16 protein-coding genes are annotated in these 20,511 nt (G+C 67.8%); 15 read left to right on the top strand and 1 reads right to left on the bottom strand.

All coding sequences use genetic code 11. From position 1 onward, the window contains the following. The first annotated feature begins 3 nt into the window (after positions 1 to 3). From nuoL to FWJ24_RS08005, 10 genes are all read left to right on the top strand, one after another. Positions 4 to 2,097 (top strand): NADH-quinone oxidoreductase subunit L, encoded by a 2,094-nt coding sequence (gene nuoL / locus FWJ24_RS08050; RefSeq protein WP_150287285.1) that lies wholly within the window; start codon positions 4 to 6, stop codon positions 2,095 to 2,097. Then, positions 2,097 to 3,599, top strand: coding sequence for an NADH-quinone oxidoreductase subunit M (locus FWJ24_RS08045; protein ID WP_150287284.1), 1,503 nt, complete (start codon positions 2,097 to 2,099; stop codon positions 3,597 to 3,599). Before nuoL ends, FWJ24_RS08045 begins: the two co-directional genes overlap by 1 nt. Positions 3,600 to 3,611: 12 nt before the next feature. Then, positions 3,612 to 5,054, top strand: coding sequence for an NADH-quinone oxidoreductase subunit NuoN (gene nuoN, locus FWJ24_RS08040; RefSeq protein ID WP_150287283.1), 1,443 nt, complete (start codon positions 3,612 to 3,614; stop codon positions 5,052 to 5,054). 1 nt (position 5,055) lies between these two features. After that, on the top strand, positions 5,056 to 5,847 hold the full coding sequence (locus FWJ24_RS08035) for a biotin--[acetyl-CoA-carboxylase] ligase (protein ID WP_150287282.1): 792 nt from the start codon (positions 5,056 to 5,058) through the stop codon (positions 5,845 to 5,847). Continuing rightward, positions 5,844 to 7,508, top strand: a complete 1,665-nt coding sequence (locus FWJ24_RS08030; RefSeq protein WP_150287281.1) for a ribonuclease J — start codon at positions 5,844 to 5,846, stop codon at positions 7,506 to 7,508. Before FWJ24_RS08035 ends, FWJ24_RS08030 begins: the two co-directional genes overlap by 4 nt. A gap of 3 nt (positions 7,509 to 7,511) precedes the next feature. Next, positions 7,512 to 7,916 (top strand): methylmalonyl-CoA epimerase, encoded by a 405-nt coding sequence (gene mce / locus FWJ24_RS08025; RefSeq protein WP_150287280.1) that lies wholly within the window; start codon positions 7,512 to 7,514, stop codon positions 7,914 to 7,916. Next, entirely contained in the window at positions 7,916 to 8,143 is a 228-nt protein-coding gene (locus FWJ24_RS08020) for a DUF1467 family protein (protein WP_150287279.1), read from the top strand. The genes mce and FWJ24_RS08020 overlap by 1 nt, the downstream gene beginning before the upstream one ends. 391 nt (positions 8,144 to 8,534) lie before the next feature. After that, positions 8,535 to 9,857, top strand: coding sequence for a proline--tRNA ligase (gene proS / locus FWJ24_RS08015; RefSeq protein WP_150287278.1), 1,323 nt, complete (start codon positions 8,535 to 8,537; stop codon positions 9,855 to 9,857). Beyond that, a complete protein-coding gene (locus FWJ24_RS08010; RefSeq protein WP_150287277.1) occupies positions 9,854 to 11,107 on the top strand; it encodes a lipoprotein-releasing ABC transporter permease subunit in 1,254 nt (417 codons plus the stop codon). Before proS ends, FWJ24_RS08010 begins: the two co-directional genes overlap by 4 nt. A gap of 5 nt (positions 11,108 to 11,112) precedes the next feature. Next, positions 11,113 to 11,796 carry an ABC transporter ATP-binding protein gene (locus FWJ24_RS08005; RefSeq protein WP_150287276.1) on the top strand — a complete coding sequence of 228 codons (684 nt, stop codon included), beginning with the start codon at positions 11,113 to 11,115 and terminating at the stop codon, positions 11,794 to 11,796. 16 nt (positions 11,797 to 11,812) lie between these two features. On the opposite strand, the gene FWJ24_RS08000 is transcribed toward FWJ24_RS08005, so the two are convergent. After that, entirely contained in the window at positions 11,813 to 12,868 is a 1,056-nt protein-coding gene (locus FWJ24_RS08000) for a CHAD domain-containing protein (RefSeq protein WP_166443632.1), read from the bottom strand. A 329-nt stretch (positions 12,869 to 13,197) separates the two neighbouring features. Between FWJ24_RS08000 and dnaE the strand changes: the two genes are divergently transcribed. From dnaE to frr, 5 genes are all read left to right on the top strand, one after another. Next, on the top strand, positions 13,198 to 16,650 hold the full coding sequence (gene dnaE / locus FWJ24_RS07995) for a DNA polymerase III subunit alpha (RefSeq protein WP_150287274.1): 3,453 nt from the start codon (positions 13,198 to 13,200) through the stop codon (positions 16,648 to 16,650). Positions 16,651 to 16,798: 148 nt separating this feature from the next. Then, complete coding sequence (locus FWJ24_RS07990) at positions 16,799 to 17,791, top strand: 30S ribosomal protein S2 (RefSeq protein WP_150287273.1); 993 nt, start codon at positions 16,799 to 16,801, stop codon at positions 17,789 to 17,791. Between the two features lie 99 nt (positions 17,792 to 17,890). Continuing rightward, entirely contained in the window at positions 17,891 to 18,817 is a 927-nt protein-coding gene (gene tsf, locus FWJ24_RS07985; protein ID WP_150287272.1) for a translation elongation factor Ts, read from the top strand. Between the two features lie 99 nt (positions 18,818 to 18,916). Then, on the top strand, positions 18,917 to 19,657 hold the full coding sequence (pyrH, locus tag FWJ24_RS07980; protein WP_150287271.1) for a UMP kinase: 741 nt from the start codon (positions 18,917 to 18,919) through the stop codon (positions 19,655 to 19,657). Between the two features lie 151 nt (positions 19,658 to 19,808). Continuing rightward, positions 19,809 to 20,372 carry a ribosome recycling factor gene (gene frr, locus FWJ24_RS07975; RefSeq protein WP_150287270.1) on the top strand — a complete coding sequence of 188 codons (564 nt, stop codon included), beginning with the start codon at positions 19,809 to 19,811 and terminating at the stop codon, positions 20,370 to 20,372. The last annotated feature ends 139 nt before the right edge of the window (positions 20,373 to 20,511 follow it).

Genomic DNA, 20,511 nt, shown 5'->3' with positions numbered 1-20,511 from the left:
GTCATGGCACAGGCAATCGTCTTCCTGCCGCTCTTCGGCTTCCTGATCGCGGGGCTCGCGAGCCTCATCGCGCACCGCCCGGCGCGCGAGGCCGAGGTCCGCGCCTTCGGCGACGCGGATCATTCCGGCCATGGCGGGCACGGGTATCAGGATTACGGGCACCAGGATCACGGGCATGACGACCACCACGCGGCCGAGCCCTCGCCGCATTCGGAAGGGGTCTCGCGTTTCGCCGAGGTGATCACCACCGGCTTCCTCGCCATTGCCTGCATTCTCTCCTGGGCGGAATTCGCGCAGGTCGCGCTCGGCAGCGGCGCCGCCTTCCGCGTCCAGATCGCGGACTGGATCCATGTCGGCGGGTTTGTTGCCGATTGGTCGCTGCGGATCGACACGCTGACGGCGGTGATGCTCGTCGTGGTGACGAGCGTCTCGATGCTCGTCCATCTCTATTCCATCGGCTATATGCACGAGGATCCGGCCCGGCCGCGCTTCTTCGCCTATCTCTCGCTCTTCACCTTCGCGATGCTGATGCTGGTTACGAGCGACAACCTCGTGCAGATGTTCTTCGGCTGGGAGGGGGTCGGCCTCGCGAGCTATCTGCTCATCGGCTTCTGGTTCAAGAAGAAGAGTGCCAACGACGCAGCGATGAAGGCGTTCATCGTCAACCGCGTCGGCGATTTCGGCTTCGCGCTCGGCATCTTCCTTACCTTCTGGCTGTTCGGCGCGGTGTCCTTCGACCCGATCTTCGCAGGGGTCGCCGGCAAGGCGAAGGAGGCGACCGTCTTCCTCGGCTATTCGGTGCCGGCGCTGGAGCTTGCCTGCGTGCTGCTGTTCATGGGCGCGATGGGCAAGAGCGCGCAGTTTCTGCTCCATACCTGGCTGCCGGACGCGATGGAGGGGCCGACCCCGGTCTCGGCGCTGATCCATGCCGCGACCATGGTGACGGCGGGAGTGTTCATGGTGGCGCGGCTGTCGCCGCTCTTCGAGCACGCGCCCGTCGCGCAGAGCGTGGTGCTGGTCATCGGCGCGACGACGGCCTTCTTCGCCGCGACCGTGGGGCTCGTGCAGAACGACATCAAGCGCGTGATCGCCTATTCGACCTGCTCGCAGCTCGGCTATATGTTCGTGGCGCTCGGCACCGGCGTCTATGCCGCCGGCATCTATCACCTGTTCACGCATGCCTTCTTCAAGGCGTTGCTGTTCCTGGGCGCCGGCTCGGTGATCCATGCCATGCATCACGAGCAGGATATTCGGAAGATGGGCGGGCTCGCGCGCAAGATCCCGTTCACCGCGGCGATGATGGCGATCGGCACGATCGCGCTGACGGGTTTCCCCTTCACCGCCGGCTTCTATTCGAAGGATGCGATCATCGAGGCGGCCTATGTCGCGCACCAGCCGGGGCATGTCTATGCCTTCATCTGCGTGGTGCTCGCCGCCGGGATGACCTCGTTCTATTCGTGGCGGCTGTTCTTCCTGACCTTCCTGGGCCGGACGCGCGCCGATCACCACACCTACGAGCACGCGCATGAGAGCCCGCTCGTCATGCTGGTTCCGCTCGGCGTGCTTGCCGCCGGGGCGATCCTGGCCGGCTTCCCGCTGGTCGGGAAGTTCATCGGCCATGATTACGACGCCTTCTGGAAGGGGGCGCTGTTCACCGGCGCCAACAACCACACGCTGCACGACATGCACGATTCCACCAAGCTCGCGGCCTGGGTGCCCTGGTCGCCCCTCGTGATGATGGTGGCCGGGTTCGTGCTCGCCTATCTGTTCTATCTGCGCTGGCCGGAAATTCCCGGCCGGCTCGCGGCGCGGCACCCGACGATCTACCGTTTCCTGCTCAACAAATGGTATTTCGACGAGCTTTATGACCGCATCTTCGTGCGGCCCGCCAAGGCGCTCGGCCATTTCCTCTGGAAGAAGGGTGACGGCGCGATGATCGACGGGTTCGGACCGGACGGCGTGTCCGCCACGGTGCTGCGCGTCACCGGCCGCGTCGTGCGGCTCCAGACCGGCTTCGTCTATCATTATGCCTTCGCGATGCTGCTCGGCGTCGCCGGCTTCGTGACCTGGTATCTCTTCGCAGGGGGGGCCCGCTGATGTTCGGCTTCGGCATCCTGTCCGGCCTTCTCGTCCTGCCGCTCATCGGCGCAGCCTTCGTGCTGCTCCAGAAGAGCGACGAGGCCGGGCTCCGCAACGCGCGCTGGGGCGCGTTCTGGACGACGATCGTCACCTTCATCCTGAGCCTCGTCGCGCTCGCGCGGTTCGATGCGGCCAAGGCCGGGTTCCAGCTCGTGGAGCGCAAGGCCTGGCTCGGCACCGAGATCGTCTACCAGCTCGGCGTCGACGGCGTCGCGATGCCCTTCGTCATCCTGACGACCTTCCTGATGCCCTTCTGCATCCTGGCCTCGTTCAACGCGATCCGCACCCGCCAGAAGGAATATTACGCGCTGTTCCTGCTGCTCGAGACGCTGATGATCGGCGTGTTCGTGGCGCTCGATCTCGTGCTGTTCTACGTGTTCTTCGAGGCCGGCCTGATCCCGATGTTCCTGATCATCGGCATCTGGGGCGGGGCGCGGCGGATCTATGCGAGCTTCAAGTTCTTCCTCTACACGCTCGTGGGCTCGCTGCTGATGCTGCTCGCGATCATGGCGATGTACTGGTCCGCGGGCTCGACCGACATCGTCAAGCTGCTCGCCTACAAGTTCCCGGCAGGCATGCAGACCTGGCTGTGGCTCGCCTTCTTCGCCTCCTTCGCGGTGAAGATGCCGATGTGGCCGGTGCATACCTGGCTGCCGGACGCGCATGTCGAGGCGCCGACGGCCGGCTCGGTGATCCTGGCCGGCATCCTGCTCAAGATGGGCGGCTACGGCTTCCTGCGCTTCTCGCTGCCGATGTTTCCGGAGGCGAGCCTGCAATTCGCCAACCTGGTCTTCGCGCTCTCGGTGGTGGCGATCGTCTACACCTCGCTCGTCGCGCTGATGCAGGAGGACATCAAGAAGCTGATCGCCTATTCCTCCGTCGCCCATATGGGCTTCGTGACGATGGGGCTGTTCACGCTCAACGCCCAGGGGGTGCAGGGCGCGGTGTTCCAGATGGTGAGCCACGGGCTCGTCTCCGGCGCGCTCTTCCTCTGCGTCGGCATCGTCTATGACCGGATGCATACCCGCGAGATCAAGGCCTATGGCGGGCTCGCGAACCGCATGCCGCTTTATGCGCTGGTCTTCCTGGTCTTCACCATGGCCAATGTCGGGCTGCCGGGCACCTCGGGTTTCGTCGGCGAGTTCCTGACGCTGCTCGGCTCCTACAAGGCCAACACCGCCGTGGCGCTGGTCGCGACGAGCGGCGTGATCCTCTCGGCGGCCTATGCGCTCTGGCTCTTCGCCCGCGTCGTCTACGGCAAGGTCGAGCGGCACGCGCTCGAGACGATCCCCGATCTCGACCGGCGGGAACTGGCGCTGCTGGTGCCGCTTGCGCTGTTCGTGATCTATTTCGGCGTGCAGCCGAACGCGATCCTCGACATGTCCGCGGCGTCCGTGGACGGTATTCTGGCGGCGGTGAAATCCGGGCTCGGCGGCAGGCTGGCCGGGCTCGCGCAATAAGGGGTGAGGCAGATGAATCCGGTTGTTTCCCCCGTTCCCGCGCTCGGCCCGGCGCTGCCGGAGATCGTGATCGCCCTTGCGGCGCTGGCGCTGGTGCTGATCGGCGCGCTGCGGGGCGATGGCGCGAAGCGGCTGATCGACGCGCTGGCGCTCGCCGCGCTGGCGGTTGCCGCGCTGATCCTGCTCGACCAGGGGCCGGGGCGGCTCGCGACCTTCAACGATGCCTTCGTCGTCGACGGCTTCGCGCGCGCGATGAAGATCCTGACGCTGATCGGCTCTGCCGCGGCGATCGTGCTCTCGACGCGCTTCCTCGTCGAGGAGAAATTCGCGCGGTTCGAATACACGATCCTCGTGCTGCTCGCGACGATCGGCATGATGATGATGGCCTCGTCGAACGAGCTGATCTCGCTCTATCTCGGCGTCGAGCTGCAAAGCCTCGCGCTCTATGTCGTCGCGGCGATCAACCGCGACAATGCGAAATCCTCCGAGGCGGGCCTCAAGTATTTCGTGCTCGGCGCGCTTTCCTCCGGCATGCTGCTCTACGGAATGAGCCTCGTCTACGGCTTCACCGGTTCGGTCACCTTCCCGACGATCGCCAAGGCGGTGTCCGGCGCGGGCGGGACGGGGGTGATGATCGGGCTCGTCTTCATCATCGCGGGGCTCGCCTTCAAGATGAGCGTCGTGCCGTTCCACATGTGGACGCCGGATGTCTATGAGGGCGCGCCGACGCCGGTGACGGCGTTCTTCGCGACCGCGCCGAAAATGGCGGCGGTGGCGATGACGACCCGGCTGCTGATCGACGGCTTCCTGCCGGTGGCGAAGGATTGGCAGCCGATCATCGCCTTCGTGGCGATCGCCTCGATGGGCCTCGGCGCCTTCGCGGCGATCGGCCAGCAGAATCTCAAGCGGCTGATGGCCTATTCCTCGATCGCCAATATGGGCTATGCGCTGGTCGGGCTGGCGGCCGGCACGGTGCAGGGCATCGAGGGCGTCATCATCTTCATGGCGGTCTATCTCGCGATGACGATCGGCGTCTTCGCGGTGATTCTGGCGATGCAGGCGAACGGGACGCGGCTCGAGACGATCGGCGATCTCTCGGGGGCGGCGCGCAACCATCCCGGCCTCGCCTTCGTCATGGCGGTGCTGATGTTCTCGCTGATCGGCATTCCGCCGCTCGCCGGCTTCTTCGGCAAGTTCTACGTCTTCGCGGCGGCGATCGAGGCGAAGCTTTTCGCCCTCGCCGTGATCGGCATGCTCGCGAGCGCGGTCTCGGCCTATTATTACCTGCGCATCGTCAAGGTGATGTATTTCGACGCCCCGGCGCCGGCTTTCGGCCGGGCGGGGCCCGAGATCCGCGGGCTGATGTGGGCCTCGGCGGCGTTCGTGCTGCTCTTCGCCGTGGTGGCGAACCCGATCCGGACCATGGCCGCCGCCGCGGCCCGGTCGCTGTTCTGATATGGACCTGTCCGACGCGGCGCGCGCCGCCGGGTTCAGCCTCCAGCATCGGGACGAGATCGGCTCGACCAATTCGGCCGCGCTGGCCGCGGCCGAGGCGGGGCGGGATCGCGCCTGGATCGTCGCCGACCGGCAGATGGCCGGCCGCGGCCGACATGGCCGGGGCTGGGTCTCGCCCGCGGGCAATCTCCATGCGAGCCTGGCGCTTGTCGATCCCTGCCCGCCGGCGGCGACGCCGCTGCTCGGCTTCGTTGCGGGGCTGAGCCTCGCCGAGGCGATCCTGGCGCTTGCGCCGGGGCTGCGGCTGGTTCTGGCGCTGAAATGGCCGAATGATTGCCTGATCGCGGGCGAGAAGCTCGCCGGCATCCTGCTCGAAGGCGCGAGCCGGCCGGGCGGCGGGCAGGCGGTGGCGATCGGGATCGGCGTCAATGTCGCCGCCGTGCCCGAGGGGCTCGACCAGCCGGCGACGGCCTTGCACCGGCACGCGCCGCATGCGGATGCGGCGGCGCTGTTCGCACCGCTCTCCGCGCGCCTCGCCGCCAATCTCGCGCTGTTCGCGCGCGGCGGCGGGTTTCCGGCAATCCGCGCCGGCTGGCTGGCGCATGCGCTGCCCGAAGGGGCGCCGATCCGCGTGCGGCTGCCCTCCGGCGAGCGGAACGGCGTCTTCGCCGGCCTCGGCGCCGATGGTCAGCTCCTGATCCGGACCGCGGGCGGGCTCGAATCGATCATTGCCGGCGATGTCGTCGGCGCGGCGCCGATGACGCCGGAAGCCGCCGTGAGGACCCATCTATGAGGAATTCGGACCTCGTCTTCGTGCCCCTCGGCGGGCTCGGCGAGATCGGCATGAACATGGCGCTCTACGGCCATGGCCGGGGCAGGGCGCGCAAATGGCTGATGGTCGATTGCGGGGTCGCCTTCGCGGGGGAGGACCTGCCCGGCATCGACCTCCTGATGCCGGATATCCGCTTCATCGAGGCGGAGAAGGCCAATCTTCTCGGCATCGTCATCACCCATGCGCATGAGGACCATTTCGGTGCCCTGGCCGATCTCTGGCCGCGGCTCGGCGCGCCGGTCTACATGACGCCATTCGCGGCCAATCTGCTCGAGGCGCGGCGGCTTTCCGAGCCCGGCGCGCCGCGCATCCCGGTGCGGCAGATCGCGCAGGCGAGCCGCTTCACGCTCGGGCCGTTCGATGTCGAGACCATCCCGGTCGCGCATTCCATCCCGGAATCCATGGCGCTGGCGATCCGCACGAAAGCCGGAACCGTCATCCATACCGGGGACTGGAAGATCGACGAGACCCCCGTGCTCGGCCTGCCGACCGACGGCAACCGCCTGCGCGAGATCGGCGACGAGGGCGTGCTGGCGCTGGTCTGCGATTCGACCAATGTCGTCCGGGACGGCATCTCGCCCTCCGAGACCGAGGTGCGCGAGAACCTGAGGGCGATCATCGCCGAAGCGAAGGGCCGGGTGGCGGTGACGACCTTCGCCTCGAATGTCGCGCGCATCCGCGCGGTGGCGGAGGCTGCGGCGGCGGTCGGGCGCGAGGTGATCCTCGTCGGCCGGGCGATGGACCGCGTCGTCGATGTCGCGGGCGAGGGCGGCATGCTCGAAGGCATCGCGCCCTTCCGGTCCCCGGAGCGGTTCAAGAGCCTCGCGCGCGACCGGTGCGTGGTGCTGCTCACCGGCAGCCAGGGCGAGAACCGCGCGGCCTTGGCGCGCGTCGCGGCGGGCGATCATCCCGATATCGCGCTCGCGCCGGGGGATATGGTGATCTTCTCTTCCCGCACCATTCCCGGCAACGAGCGCGCGGTGGGGGCGATCGTCAACAATCTGGTGCGGATGGGGGTCCGTATTGTCACGGATCGCGAGCGGCTGGTGCATGTCTCCGGCCATCCGCGCCGCGACGAATTGCAGCGCATGTATGAATGGGTGCGGCCGAGGATCGCGATCCCCGCCCATGGCGAGGCGCTGCACCTGACGCTGCACCGCGATTTCGCCCGGGCGCGCGGGGTGGAGCAGGTGATCCGCGCCTTCAACGGCGAGGCGGTCAGCCTCGCGCCCGGCCCGGCGGCGATCGTCGAGCAGGTGCCGGCCGGGCGGCTGGTCAAGGACGGGACCCTGCTCATCCCCGCCGGGGACCAGGCGATCGTGGAGCGCAAGCGGCTCGCCTTCGCCGGGATCGTGGTGATCGCGCTCGCCATCGACGATCGCGGCCAATTGGCGGATGATCCGCAGATCGAGCTGGCAGGGTTGCCGGCGGCGGATGACGAGGGCGAGGCGATGCTCGATCATGTCCGCGATCTCGTCGACGAGGTGCTGGCGACGCTGCCGAAGGCGAAGCGGCGCGATCCCGACGCGCTGCGTCTCGCGGTTGAGCGCGGCGTGCGGGCGGGGATCGCCGAGATCTGGGACAAGAAGCCGGTGACGAAGGTTCTGGTGCTGGAGGTCTGAGGGATGATCGGGCGGCTCAACCATGTCGCGATCGCGGTGCCGGATCTCGCGCGCGCGGTCGCGACCTATCGCGATGCGCTCGGCGCGCGGATCTCGGCGCCGCAGGCGCTGCCGGAACACGGCGTGACGGTGGTGTTCGTCGAATTGCCGAACACCAAGATCGAGTTCCTCGAACCGCTCGGCGCGACGTCGCCGATCGCGAAATTCCTCGAGCGGAACCCGGAAGGCGGGATGCATCATCTCTGCTACGAAGTCAGTGATCTCCGCGCCGCGCGGGACCGGCTGGTCGCGGCCGGGGCGCGCGTGCTCGGCGACGGCGAGCCGCGGATCGGGGCGCATGGTCGCCCGGTCCTGTTCCTGCATCCGAAGGACTTCCTCGGCACGCTGACCGAGCTTGAGGAAGTGTAATGTCGCTCGGCAGCGGGGTTGCGATCTATTTCGTCATCTGGTGGACGACGCTGTTCGCGGTGCTTCCTTTCGGCATCCGTTCGCAGCGCGAGGCGGGAACGGTGGCGCCGGGTTCCGATCCCGGCGCGCCGGCCGCGACGCGCCTCGGACGCATCGCCTTCTGGAACAGCCTCGTGGCCGCGGCAGTCTTCCTGCTGTTCCGCTACGCGCTCTGGCCGCTGCTCTGAGGCGGCGGATCGGTCGACCGGCCGAAAGAAAAAGCAGGGCCTCGGCCCTGCTTCAAACCTTGGTTCTGGTTCTTGGACGGCCGGATAAACGTCAGACCGACAAGAACGCCGCTCGACGCCACCCTGTGGGGCTTCTCTTCTTGCTTCTCCCGTCCGCGCCGGAGCGCGGAAGCGGTGCCCCGCCTGCCACCTTCCTGACTAATTTATGCGGAAGCTCCTGTCATCATGCGGCGCAACATTCTTTAAATTGAATGTGTTTCGGCCTCCGCAAGGCCTTTCCGGGCACCTCCCGCCTCCGGGAACTGCGCCGCGCGGCATTTGCAAGGGCCGCGATTTGTGACAGAAGCATGAGCCGTTTCAAACCGTTCGCCGCCCCGCCGCCGGAGTTCCCATGCGTCTGTCCCGCTATTTCCTGCCGACCTTGCGCGAAACGCCGAAGGAGGCCGAGATCGTCTCGCACCGGCTTGCGCTCAGGGCCGGGCTCATCCGGCAGGAATCGGCGGGAATCTATGCCTGGCTTCCGCTCGGCCTCCGGGTGCTGAACCGGATCTGCGCGATCATCCGCGAGGAGCAGAACCGTTCCGGCGCGATCGAATTGCTGATGCCCACCATCCAATCCGCCGATCTCTGGCGCGAATCGGGCCGCTACGACGCCTATGGCAAGGAGATGCTGCGCATCACCGACCGGGCGGAGCGCGAGATGCTGTTCGGGCCGACCAACGAGGAGATGATCACCGAGATCTTCCGGGCCTATGTGCGTTCCTACAAGGCACTGCCGCTCAATCTCTACCATCTGCAATGGAAGTTCCGCGACGAGATCCGCCCACGTTTCGGCACCATGCGCTCGCGCGAGTTCCTGATGAAGGATGCCTATTCCTTCGATCTCGACCAGGAGGGCGCGCGCCACGCCTATAACCGCATGTTCGTCGCCTATCTTCGCACCTTCGAGCGGCTGGGGTTGAAATCCATCCCGATGCGCGCCGATACCGGGCCGATCGGCGGCGATCTCTCCCATGAATTCATCATCCTCGCCTCGACCGGCGAGAGCCAGGTCTTCTGCCACCGGGATTATCTCGATTTCCACGTTCCCGGGCCGGATACGGATTTCGACTCGCGCGCCGATCTCGAGGGAATCGTGAAGAAATGGACCTCGCTCTACGCCGCCACCGAGGAGATGCACGATCAGGCCGCCTTCGACGCGCTGCCCGAGGGGAGCCGCGTTTCCGCGCGCGGCATCGAGGTCGGGCATATCTTCTATTTCGGCACCAAATATTCCGAGCCGATGAAGGCCTATGTCACCGGTCCGGACGGCAAGGAGGTGCCCGTGCATATGGGCTCCTATGGCATCGGCCCGACGCGGCTCGTGCCGGCGATCATCGAGGCGAGCCATGACGAGGCCGGCATCATCTGGCCGGACGCGGTCGCGCCGTTCGACGCGGCGATCCTCAACCTCAAGCCGGGCGACGGCGCCACCGATCGTGTCTCGGCCGAGATCGAGGCGGCGCTCGGCGCGCGCGGGCTCTCGGCGCTGATCGACGATACCGACGAGCGGCCGGGCGCCAAATTCGCGACGGCGGACCTGATCGGCCTGCCCTGGCAGGTGATCGTCGGGCCGAAGGGGCTCGGCGAGGGCAAGGTCGAGCTCAAGCGCCGCGCGACCGGCGAGCGGGTTCTGGTTTCGCCCGACGAGGCGGTGGAGCGGATCGCGTCGTGAGCGGCGTGTTCAGCCGGTTCGAATGGATCGTCGCCTGGCGCTATCTGCGCGCACGGCGGCGCGACGGGTTCATCTCGGTGATCGCCGGGTTCTCCTTTCTCGGCATCATGCTCGGGGTCGCGACGCTCATCGTCGTGATGGCTGTGATGAACGGCTTCCGCCAGGAGCTGATGGGCAAGATCCTCGGCGTGAACGGCCATGCCTTCATCCAGCCCTATGGCGATGCGCTGACCGATTACGAGGGAATCGCCGCCCGCGTGGCGAAGGCGAAGGGCGTGACGCTGGCGGCGCCGATCGTCGAGGGGCAGGTGCTCGCGGCTTCGCCCGGTTCGACCAGCGGCGCGCTGGTGCGCGGGGTGCGCGAAGCGGATCTGCGGCGGTTTTCCTCTATTGCGAACAACATCATCGACGGCTCGCTCGACGGGTTCGACGGTTCGGAGAAGATCGCGATCGGGCGCCGCCTCGCGGGCTTTCTCGGCCTCGGCATCGGCGACAAGCTCCGGCTGCTGTCGCCCAAGGGGCCCTCGACGCCGTTCGGCTCGGCGCCGCGCCAGAAGGCCTACGAGATCGGCGCGATCTTCGAGATCGGCATGAGCGAGTTCGATTCGAGCTTCATCTTCATGCCGCTCAAGGAGGCGCAGCTCTATTTCGACATGGAGGGGCAGGCGGCCCTGATCGAGGTGTTCGTCGAGAACGCCGACCGCATGGACGACGTGCTGCCGGCCATCCGCGAGGCGGTGGGCAAGCCGCACGCCTTGACCGATTGGCGCTTCCGCAACCGCACCTTCTTCGGCGCGCTCGAGGTGGAGCGCAACGTGATGTTCCTGATCCTGACGCTGATCGTGCTGGTCGCGGCGCTCAACATCATCTCGGGGCTGACGATGCTCGTGAAGGACAAGGCGCGCGGCATCGCGATCCTGCGCACCATGGGCGCGACGCGGCGCTCGATCCTGATGATCTTCGTCATCGCCGGGGCGGCGATCGGCGTCGGCGGCACCTTCTTCGGCTTCCTGCTCGGGGTGTTGATCACCTGGAATGTCGAGAGCCTGCGGCAATTCGTGTCCTGGGTCTCGGGGTCGCAGATCTTTCCGCCGGAACTCTATTTCCTCTCGCGGCTTCCCGCCGACATGCGCCCGGCCGAGGTGGTGGCCATCGTCGTCATGGCGCTGACGCTCTCGCTGCTCGCGACGCTCTATCCCGCCTGGCGCGCGGCAAAGCTCGACCCTGTCGAAGCGTTGCGCGGCGAGTGAGAGCCATGTCCATCCCCGCCCTCCAGCTCGCGAATATCTGCCGCGCCTACCGGCAAGGGGAGAATGTCGTCACCGTGCTCGCCGGGGCCGATCTCGAAATCCATCCCGGCGAGATGGTGGCGCTGGTCGCGCCTTCCGGCGCCGGGAAATCGACGCTCCTCCACATTGCCGGGCTGCTCGAACACCCCGATCAGGGCGAGGTCTTCATCGGCGAGCGGGCGACTGCCGCGCTCGATGACGAAACCCGCACCCTGCTGCGGCGCAGCGAGATCGGATTCGTCTACCAGTTCCATCATCTCCTGCCGGAATTCACCGCGCGGGAGAATGTCACCCTGCCGCAGCGCGTGGCGGGGCTCGGCGAGACCGAGGCGAATATCCGCGCCACCGAGATCCTGACCTTTCTCGGGCTCGGGCATCGGCTCGATCACCGCCCGGCGGAATTGTCCGGCGGCGAGCAGCAGCGCGTCGCGATCGCCCGCGCAGTCGCAAACACCCCGCGGCTGCTGCTCGCGGACGAGCCCACCGGCAATCTCGATCCCGTCACCGGGGATCACGTCTTCACCACCCTCGCGGCGATCGTGAAGCAATCGGGGCTCGCGGCCCTGGTCGCGACGCATAATCTCGATCTTGCGGCCCGGATGGACCGGCGCATCACCCTCCGCGAGGGGCGGGTCGTCGCGCTCGCCTGAGGCGTCCCGCTGCGGATCAGGCCGGCTGGGTTACCTCCATGACGGGTGCTTCCTGGCCCGGCGCGGTTCTGTCCAGCGCGAGCCAGGCGCGACGGCGCGGCCCGCTCTTGCCGCCGAACAGCGTGCCGCCGAGCTTCAACGCCTTGCGCGCGAGTTGCCGATGCCGGTCGGCGATTGCGGCCTGTATCGCCGGGGCCGCGGCGTGATCGGCAGGGATCCGGGCCGCAAGCACCGCCAGATCATGGTCGCGGCCGAGCACCTCGCTCAGCCGGTCGAGGCGGCTTTCGCGCGGCGGTTTCCGTTCGGGCCAGCGCCGCGCGAAGATGCGGGCGAGATGCAGCCTGTCCTGCACCCTGCGCCGCCATTCATGCAGCGTCTCGGCATCCGGAGCGGCCTGGGCGCGACGCCAGCCCTTGCGCGCGCGCCGGTAGATTGTCGCGAGGCGCGGCAGGATCAGCGCCGAGGGCGGCGCCGGCCGCCCCGGAACGGCAAGCCGCGCTCCGACATGTCGTTCCGCCGCGCGGAGCCGCCGCGCCGCCCGGCCGGGGCCGGGGCCGGCCTGGCCGAGCCGTGCGGCCTCCATCCGGGCGTGATCGGCGATCGATGCGAGCAGCGCTTCCTCCGCGGGTCGGGCGATGCGGCGTGCGAGCGTCTCGGCGGTTTCGGCCAGCACCGATGCATCGCGCGCGCCGGCCAGCGCCTTCGAAGCGTCGCGCAGCATCGCGGCAAGCGCAGGGGCATCCGCTTCCGGCACGGGGCGGAGGAGGCGCACGATCGCCCGCGCGCGCTTCAGGCGGCGGCGCGCGGCGTGGATGACCAGGGGCGTGCTCTGTGCGGCCTGTGCCGCGAGCAGGGCGCGCGCGGCCGCGATCTCGGTCTTCAGCAGGCGGACCAGCCCGCGGGCGATATCCTCGTGCCGGCGAAGGGCGGGCGGCGGCGCGCGCAGCAGGGCCTTCGCCGGCTTGGGCTTGGGCGGGGATCGCGTCCGCCCGCGCGGCCGCGCCGCATTGGCAGGGGCCGGAGCCGCAGCATTCATCGTCATGGTATCCGGGGCGATGATTCCCACGGTCATGGCGGGGTTATCCTCGGAACATCGTGTACGCGCATGGTTTCCTCCCCGCTTTCCGGAGCAACGCAGCCTTTTGGCGCAATCCATGCGCCGGCAAACCAGTCTAGCGTGAAACGTGCGCCTGTCACGGGTGCGAATCACCGACAGGATGGCGCTTGACAAACAAGCGGCGGCAATCTAGAACAAAACATGAACATTTGGCGGGAGGCAGGCATGCGGGCTGTGGAAGAGATGATCGAACTGGCTTCGATCGGTGCATTCTTCGTTATGGTGGCGTTCTGGGCCGGGATCGGCGGCGCTTGGCCGCTGATCTGAGGCGGCGGGAGAGGGTGATGGCGGCGGGGCCGGGTTTCGTTCATCTGCATGTGCATTCCTCGTTCTCGCTGCTCGAGGGAGCGCTGACGATCGGCAAGCTCGCCAAGCTCGCCGCCGAGGACCGGATGCCGGCCCTGGCGCTGACCGACACCAACAACCTGTTCGGGGCGCTGGAATTCTCGGAGAAGCTCTCCGGCACCGGCATCCAGCCGATCACGGGGATCGAGCTCTGCGTGGATTTCGGGGACCGGCCGGCGCGGATGCGGCCGGGTATAGGGTCGGAGGCGCGCGGCGCGCTGGTCCTGCTCGCGGCGAGCCCCGAGGGCTATGCGCGGCTGATGGCGCTCTCGAGCCGGGCCTTCCTCGACAATCCGGCGGGGGATTCGGTTCATCTCCCCATCGCCGCACTGGAGGGGCAGACCGAAGGGCTGATCGCGCTGACCGGCGGCGGTATTGGCCCCATTGACCGCGCCTTCGCGCTTGGCGGCGTCGATCTTGCCCGCACGCGGCTGCGGATGCTCCGGCGCCTGTTCCCGAACCGGCTCTATATCGAGCTGGAGCGCTTCGGGCTCGCCGAGGCGCGGGCGATCGAGCCGGCGCTGATCGATCTCGCGATCGACGAGCGCTTGCCGGCGGTGGCCGCGAACAATGCCTATTTCGCCGCCGCAGAGGATTTCGAAGCACATGATGCGCTGCTCTGCATCGCCGGCGGCGTCGCGGTCGATGCGCCGAACCGGCGGCGGCTGACGCCCGAACACCGCTTCAAGACCCGCGCCGAGATGGCGGCGCTGTTCGCCGACCTGCCGGAGGCCCTGGAGGCGAGCGTCGAGATCGCCGAGCGCTGCCATGTCCGCCCGCGCACGCGCCGCCCGATCCTGCCGCGTTTCACGGCCGGCGATGTGGCGGATGAGGCCGCGGAATTGCGGCGTCAGGCGGAGGCGGGGCTCGCGGCACGGCTCGCCGCGCATGGCCCGGCCCCGGGGCGCACGGCAACGGAATACCACGAGCGGCTCGCTTTCGAGCTCTCGGTGATCGAACGTATGCAATATCCGGGCTATTTCCTGATCGTCGCGGATTTCATCCAGTGGGCCAAGGCGCAGGCCATTCCGGTGGGGCCGGGCCGCGGTTCGGGCGCGGGGTCGCTTGTCGCCTATTCCTTGACGATTACCGATTTGGACCCGTTACGTTACGGTCTTTTCTTCGAGCGATTTCTTAATCCCGAGCGCGTCTCGATGCCGGATTTCGACATCGATTTCTGCCAGGATCGGCGCGACGAGGTGATCCGCTATGTCGTGGGGCGCTACGGGGCCGGGCGGGTCGCGCAGATCATCACCTTCGGCACGCTGCTCGCGCGCGGCGTCCTGCGCGATGTCGGCCGCGTGCTCGGCCTGCCCTATGGCCAGGTCGACCGGCTGACCAAGCTGGTGCCGCAGAACCCCGCCAATCCGATCACGCTTGCCAAAGCGATCGAGGAGGAGCCGCAATTGCGCGCCGCGGCGGCGGAGAACGAGGCCGTGGGGCGGATGCTCGCCATCGCGCAGAAGCTCGAGGGGCTCTATCGCCACGCCTCGACCCATGCTGCCGGCATCGTGATCGGCGACCGGCCGCTCGAGGAGCTGGTGCCGCTCTATCGCGATCCGAAATCCGACATGCCAGTCACCCAGTTCAACATGAAATGGGTGGAACCCGCAGGGCTCGTGAAATTCGACTTCCTCGGGCTGAAGACGCTGACGGTGTTGCAGGGCGCGGTCGACCTGCTCGCGCGTCAGGGGATCACGGTCGATCTGCTGGCGATTCCGCTCGACGATCCAGCGAGCTATGCGATGCTGGCGCGGGGCGAGACGGTCGGGGTGTTCCAGGTCGAATCGGCGGGCATGCGGCGGGCGCTGGTCGAGATGAAGCCCGACCGGATCGAGGATATCATCGCCCTCGTCGCGCTCTACCGGCCGGGGCCGATGGCCAATATCCCGGTCTATTGCGACGTCAAGCACGGGCGGCAGAAGGCGGATTACGCCCACCCGATGCTCGAGCCGATCCTGGCCGAAACCTTCGGCGTGATCGTCTATCAGGAACAGGTGATGCAGATCGCCAAGGTCATGGCGGGCTATTCCCTCGGCGAGGCCGACATGCTCCGCCGCGCAATGGGCAAGAAGATCAAGGCCGAGATGGATGCGCAGCGTGCGCGGTTCGTCGAGGGCGCAGTCGCGAACGGGGTCGGTGCGGGCGAGGCCGACCAGATCTTCGACCTGCTGGCGCGCTTCGCGGATTACGGCTTCAACAAGAGCCACGCGGCGGCCTATGCGCTCGTCGCCTACCAGACCGCCTATCTCAAGGCCAATTACCCGGTCGAGTTCCTGGCGGCATCGATGAGCCTCGAATTGTCGAATACCGACAAGCTCGGCGAGTTCCGGCGCGAGGCGCAGCGGCTGGGGATCCGCGTCGAACCGCCGGATGTGAACCGCTCGCAGGTCGCCTTCGATGTGCGCGACGGGGCGATCCTCTACGCGCTTGCGGCGGTCAAGGGGGTCGGCATCGAGGCGGCGCGCGCCATCGTGGCGGCGCGGGAGCAAGGGCCGTTCCGGTCGGTCGCGGATTTCGCGCGGCGGATCGATCCACGGCTCGTCAACAAGCGCACGCTGGAGCAGCTTGTCGGCGCCGGCGCGCTCGATGCGCTCGAGCCCAATCGCGGCCGACTGGTCGCCGGGCTCGACGCGATCCTCGCCGAGGCCAACGCGCATGGCGCCGAGCGTGCGAGCGGGCAGGGGGGGCTGTTCGGCGGCGGCGAGGAGAGCGCGCTGCTGGTGCTGCCCGAGGCGCAGCCGCTCGGGCTCGCCGAACGGTTGCGGCGCGAGCATGCCGCGGTCGGCTTCTTCCTTTCGGGCCACCCGCTCGATCCCTATGCCGCGCTGCTCGACCGCGCCTCGATCGGCGATTTCGCGACCTTCCAGCGCGCGGCGCGCGACGGGGCGACGCATGCGCGGCTCGCCGCCACGCTGGTGGGGATGGAAATTCGGCGCACGCGCAACGGCAACAAGATCGCGATCCTCGCATTGTCGGATCGGTCGGGGCAGTTCGAGGCGATGCTGTTCTCGGAAATGCTGCAGACGAAGCGGGCCCTGCTGGAGCCCGGCGCGGCCCTGCATCTTACGGTGGCGGGGTCTGTCGAGGGCGAGGATCTGCGCGTCCGCGTACTGGAGCTCGAGGGGCTGGAAGCGGCGCTGGCGCGGGCCCGGCGCGGGATCCAGCTTGTCGTGACCGAACAGGCGCTGCGCGATCCCCGGCGACCGGCGGCGCTCGGCGGCCTCGAACAGGTTTTGAAGCGCGGCGTCGATGGCGAAGTGGCGATGACGATCATGCTCGCCGATGGCCGGGAGGTGGATATCAAGCTCCCCGGCCGCTTCGCGCTGCCTGCGGCGGCGGCGGCAACGCTCGCCGCGATCCCCGGAATTCTGGAGGTAAAGCCGTTCTAGCGCGGAATTCGACGCGGCGAGACTTGCTTTTTGCCCGGGCTTGGATTAGGCGCGCAGCATTCCTCACGCAGGGCATGTCGATTGATGTCGATCCGGTGTCGCCGGCCAAGGCGGCTCGTCCCTGCGGCGGCTCAACCGGAGAACGAATATGGCGCTTCCTGACTTCTCGATGCGCCAGCTTTTGGAAGCTGGCGCGCATTTCGGCCATCAGGCCCATCGCTGGAATCCGAAGATGGCTCCCTACATCTTCGGCACCCGCAACAACATCCACATCATCGATCTCGCGCAGACGGTGCCGATGCTGCATCGCGCGCTCGAGGCGATCTCGGATACGGTGGCGCGCGGCGGCCGCGTGCTGCTCGTCGGAACTAAGCGCCAGGCGCAGGAGCCGATCGCCCAGGCGGCAAAATCCTCGGCGCAGTATTTCGTCAATTCGCGCTGGCTCGGTGGCATGCTGACCAACTGGAAGACGATCTCGAATTCGATCCAGCGCCTGCGCAAGCTCGACGAGATCCTGGCCGGTGGCGCGCAGGGCCTGACGAAGAAGGAGCGCCTGATGCTCACGCGCGAGCAGGAGAAGCTCACGCGCGCGCTCGGCGGCATCAAGGATATGGGCGGCACGCCCGATCTGCTGTTCGTGATCGACACGAACAAGGAGCAGCTCGCCATCCAGGAGGCGAACCGCCTCAACATCCCGGTCGTCGCGATCGTGGATACCAACTCGAACCCCGACGGCGTGGCCTTCCCGATCCCGGCCAATGACGATGCGGGCCGGGCGCTCGCGCTCTATTGCGATCTCGTGAGCCGCGCCGCCATCGACGGAATCGCCCGCGGTCAATCCTCGCTCGGCATCGATATCGGCGCCGCGGCCGCGCCGATCGCCGAGGATCTGCCGGAGCAGCCGGCGGGCGAGGGCTTTGTGCGGCTCTCTGCGCCGCGCGGCGCGCCGGACGATCTGTCGAAGCTCGGCGGCATGAGCCCGCAGCTCGAAGCCCGGCTGAACGAATACGGGATCTTCCATTTCTGGCAGATCGCGGCCATGTCGGAGGCGGATGTCGCCGCGCTCGACATGGAACTGAAGCTCAACGGCCGCGCGACGCGCGATCATTGGCTCGATACCGCCCGCGCGCTGGCGGCCTGAGACGGCCGGCCACGGCCGGTTTGGACAAGACAAGCAAGGCCGCAGCCATCCGGTTGCGGCCTTCCGTTGCACGCTGAGGTTCAAGGAAGGGGTTCGATCATGGCGGCGATCACCGCGAGCATGGTGAGCGAGCTGCGCCAGTCCACTGGCGCCGGAATGATGGATTGCAAGGCCGCGCTCACCGAGACGGGCGGGGATATCGAGGCGGCTGTCGATTGGCTGCGCAAGAAGGGCCTCGCCAAGGCGGCGAAGAAGGCCGGCCGGGTTGCGGCCGAAGGGCTCGTCGGCATCGCGGCGTCCGGCAACCGGGGCGTGGCGGTCGAGGTCAATTCCGAGACCGATTTCGTCGCCCGCAACGACCAGTTCCAGGCGCTGGTGCGCGAGATCGCCGGCGTCGCGCTCGGCGGCGCGACCGAGCTCGAAGCGCTCAAGGCCGCCGCCTATCCCGGTGGCGGCAGCGTCGAGGCGGCGATCGCCAATGCGGTTGCGACCGTCGGCGAGAACATGACGCTGCGGCGCGTCGGCGCGCTCGCGGTGGAGACGGGGATCGTCGCGAGCTACCTGCACAATGCGGTCGCCGACGGGCTCGGCAAGATCGCGGTGCTGGTGGCGCTCGAATCGACCGGCAATGCCGAGGCGCTCGCGGCGATCGGCCGCCAGGTCGCGATGCATGTCGCGGCAACCAACCCGCAGGGACTCGACGCGCATTCGATCCCGGCAGATGTCGTCGAGCGCGAGCGCGCGGTGCTCGCCGAGAAGGCACGCGCCAGCGGCAAGCCGGAGAACGTGATCGAGAAGATCGTCGAGTCCGGGCTCAAGACCTTCTTCAAGGAGGTTGCGCTCCTCGATCAGCCCTTCGTGCATGATCCGGGCAAGAGCGTCGCCCAGGCGGTGAAGGAGGCCGAGAAGGCCGCCGGCGCGCCGATCACGCTCAAGGCCTTCATCCGGTTTGCGCTCGGCGAGGGAATCGAGAAGGAAACCTCCGATTTCGCGGCCGAGGTTGCGGCCGCGGCCGGCAAGGCCTGAGGCCGGAAAGGCGGCGCGAGCCGCCTTTTTCGTCTCGCTTCCCGCCACGCACCCGGCACGAGATGCCTTTTCTTGCCGCGCATGGGCCCGGAGGATGATATGAGCGACGAGCGCAGACCCAGTGCCGGAATTCCGGTCTTCAAGCGGGCCCTGGTCAAGCTCTCGGGGGAGGCGCTGCTCGGTGCCGAGGCCTTCGGGATCCATCAGCCGACCGTGCGGCAGATCGCGGAGGATCTGATCGAGGCGGTCGAACTCGGTGTCGAGATTGCGGTGGTGGTCGGCGGGGGCAACATCTTCCGCGGCGCGCAGATGCACGGGATGGGGCTGTCGCGCCCGGCCGCGGATGCCATGGGCATGCTCGGCACGGTGATGAATGTGATCGCCATCGAGGCGCAGCTCGCCTCGCTCGGCGCGCCGGCCCGCGCGATGAGCGCCGTGGCGATGCCCTCCGTCGTCGAGACCTATACGCGCCAGCAGGCGATGGACCATCTCTCGAAAGGGCGGATCGTGCTGCTCGCCGGCGGCACGGGGAACCCGTTTTTCACCACCGATACCGGGGGCGCGCTGCGCGCGGCCGAACTCGAATGCGACGTGCTGCTGAAGGCCACGCAGGTCGACGGGGTCTACACTGCCGATCCGCGCAAGGACCCTGCGGCGCGGCGCTACGAGACCGTGACCTTCGACGAGGTGATCCGAAACGATCTCAAGGTGATGGACACGGCCGCCTTCGCGCTCGCACGCGATGCGCGGCTTCCCGTCGCCGTCTTCGCGATCCAGGAGCGGGGCTCGATCGCGGCGGTGCTTCGGGGCGAGGGGCGCTCGACCCTGGTGACGATGTGACCCGGATCGCGCCGGGCGCTTGATCTTTGCCGCCGCTTCCGACAAGGAAGCCGCCTGAATTCCCGGAATCCGGGCGCCGTTCACCCCATCGGCGCCGGATTCCACGGGACAGGGCCGGATGCCGGCCCGTCCAGAACAAGGAGACCGGCCGATGAGTGCCCCGACCTATGACATCCAGGACGTCAAGCGCCGCATGCAGGGCGCCGTTGCGGCGCTGAAATCCGATTTCGCCTCGCTGCGCACCGGGCGTGCCTCGACGAATATCCTCGATCCGATCGAGGTCGAGATCTACGGCGCCAAGATGCCGCTCAACCAATGTGCCACCGTCTCGGCGCCGGAGCCGCGGCTGCTCTCGGTGCAGGTCTGGGATCGCGGCAATGTCCACGCGGTCGAGAAGGCGATCCGCGAATCGCCGCTCGGGCTCAACCCGCAGAGCGAGGGCCAGACGATCCGCATCCGCATGCCGGAACTCAACGAGCAGCGGCGCAAGGAAATGGTCAAGGCCGCCCATAAATACGCCGAGAATGCGCGCGTCGCCGGGCGTCATGTCCGGCGCGACGCGCTCGACGTGCTCAAGAAGCTCGAAAAGGACGGCAAGATCAGCGAGGATGAGTCCGCGCGCCACGCCGATCAGGTTCAGAAGGCGACCGACCAGACCATCCAGGAGATCGACCAGCTCCTTCAGCAGAAGGAGAAGGAGATCATGCAGGTCTGAACCCGTCCGGGCCGCCGCGGGGCCGCGCCCGGAACGGTCCGGGATTTGCGAGCCGCGGCATGGGGACGGATCTTCGGGATTCGCGACCCCAGGGTTGCCTCGTGGTCCCGTGCGGCGCATCGTGCCGCGAAAGCCGGGG

Origin of the sequence: Rhabdaerophilum calidifontis (assembly GCF_008641065.1) — a bacterium.
Classification (GTDB): domain Bacteria; phylum Pseudomonadota; class Alphaproteobacteria; order Rhizobiales; family Beijerinckiaceae; genus Rhabdaerophilum; species Rhabdaerophilum calidifontis.
The sequence above is the reverse complement of the archived record's forward strand: the minus strand, read 5'-3'. Positions and strand labels throughout refer to the sequence as shown.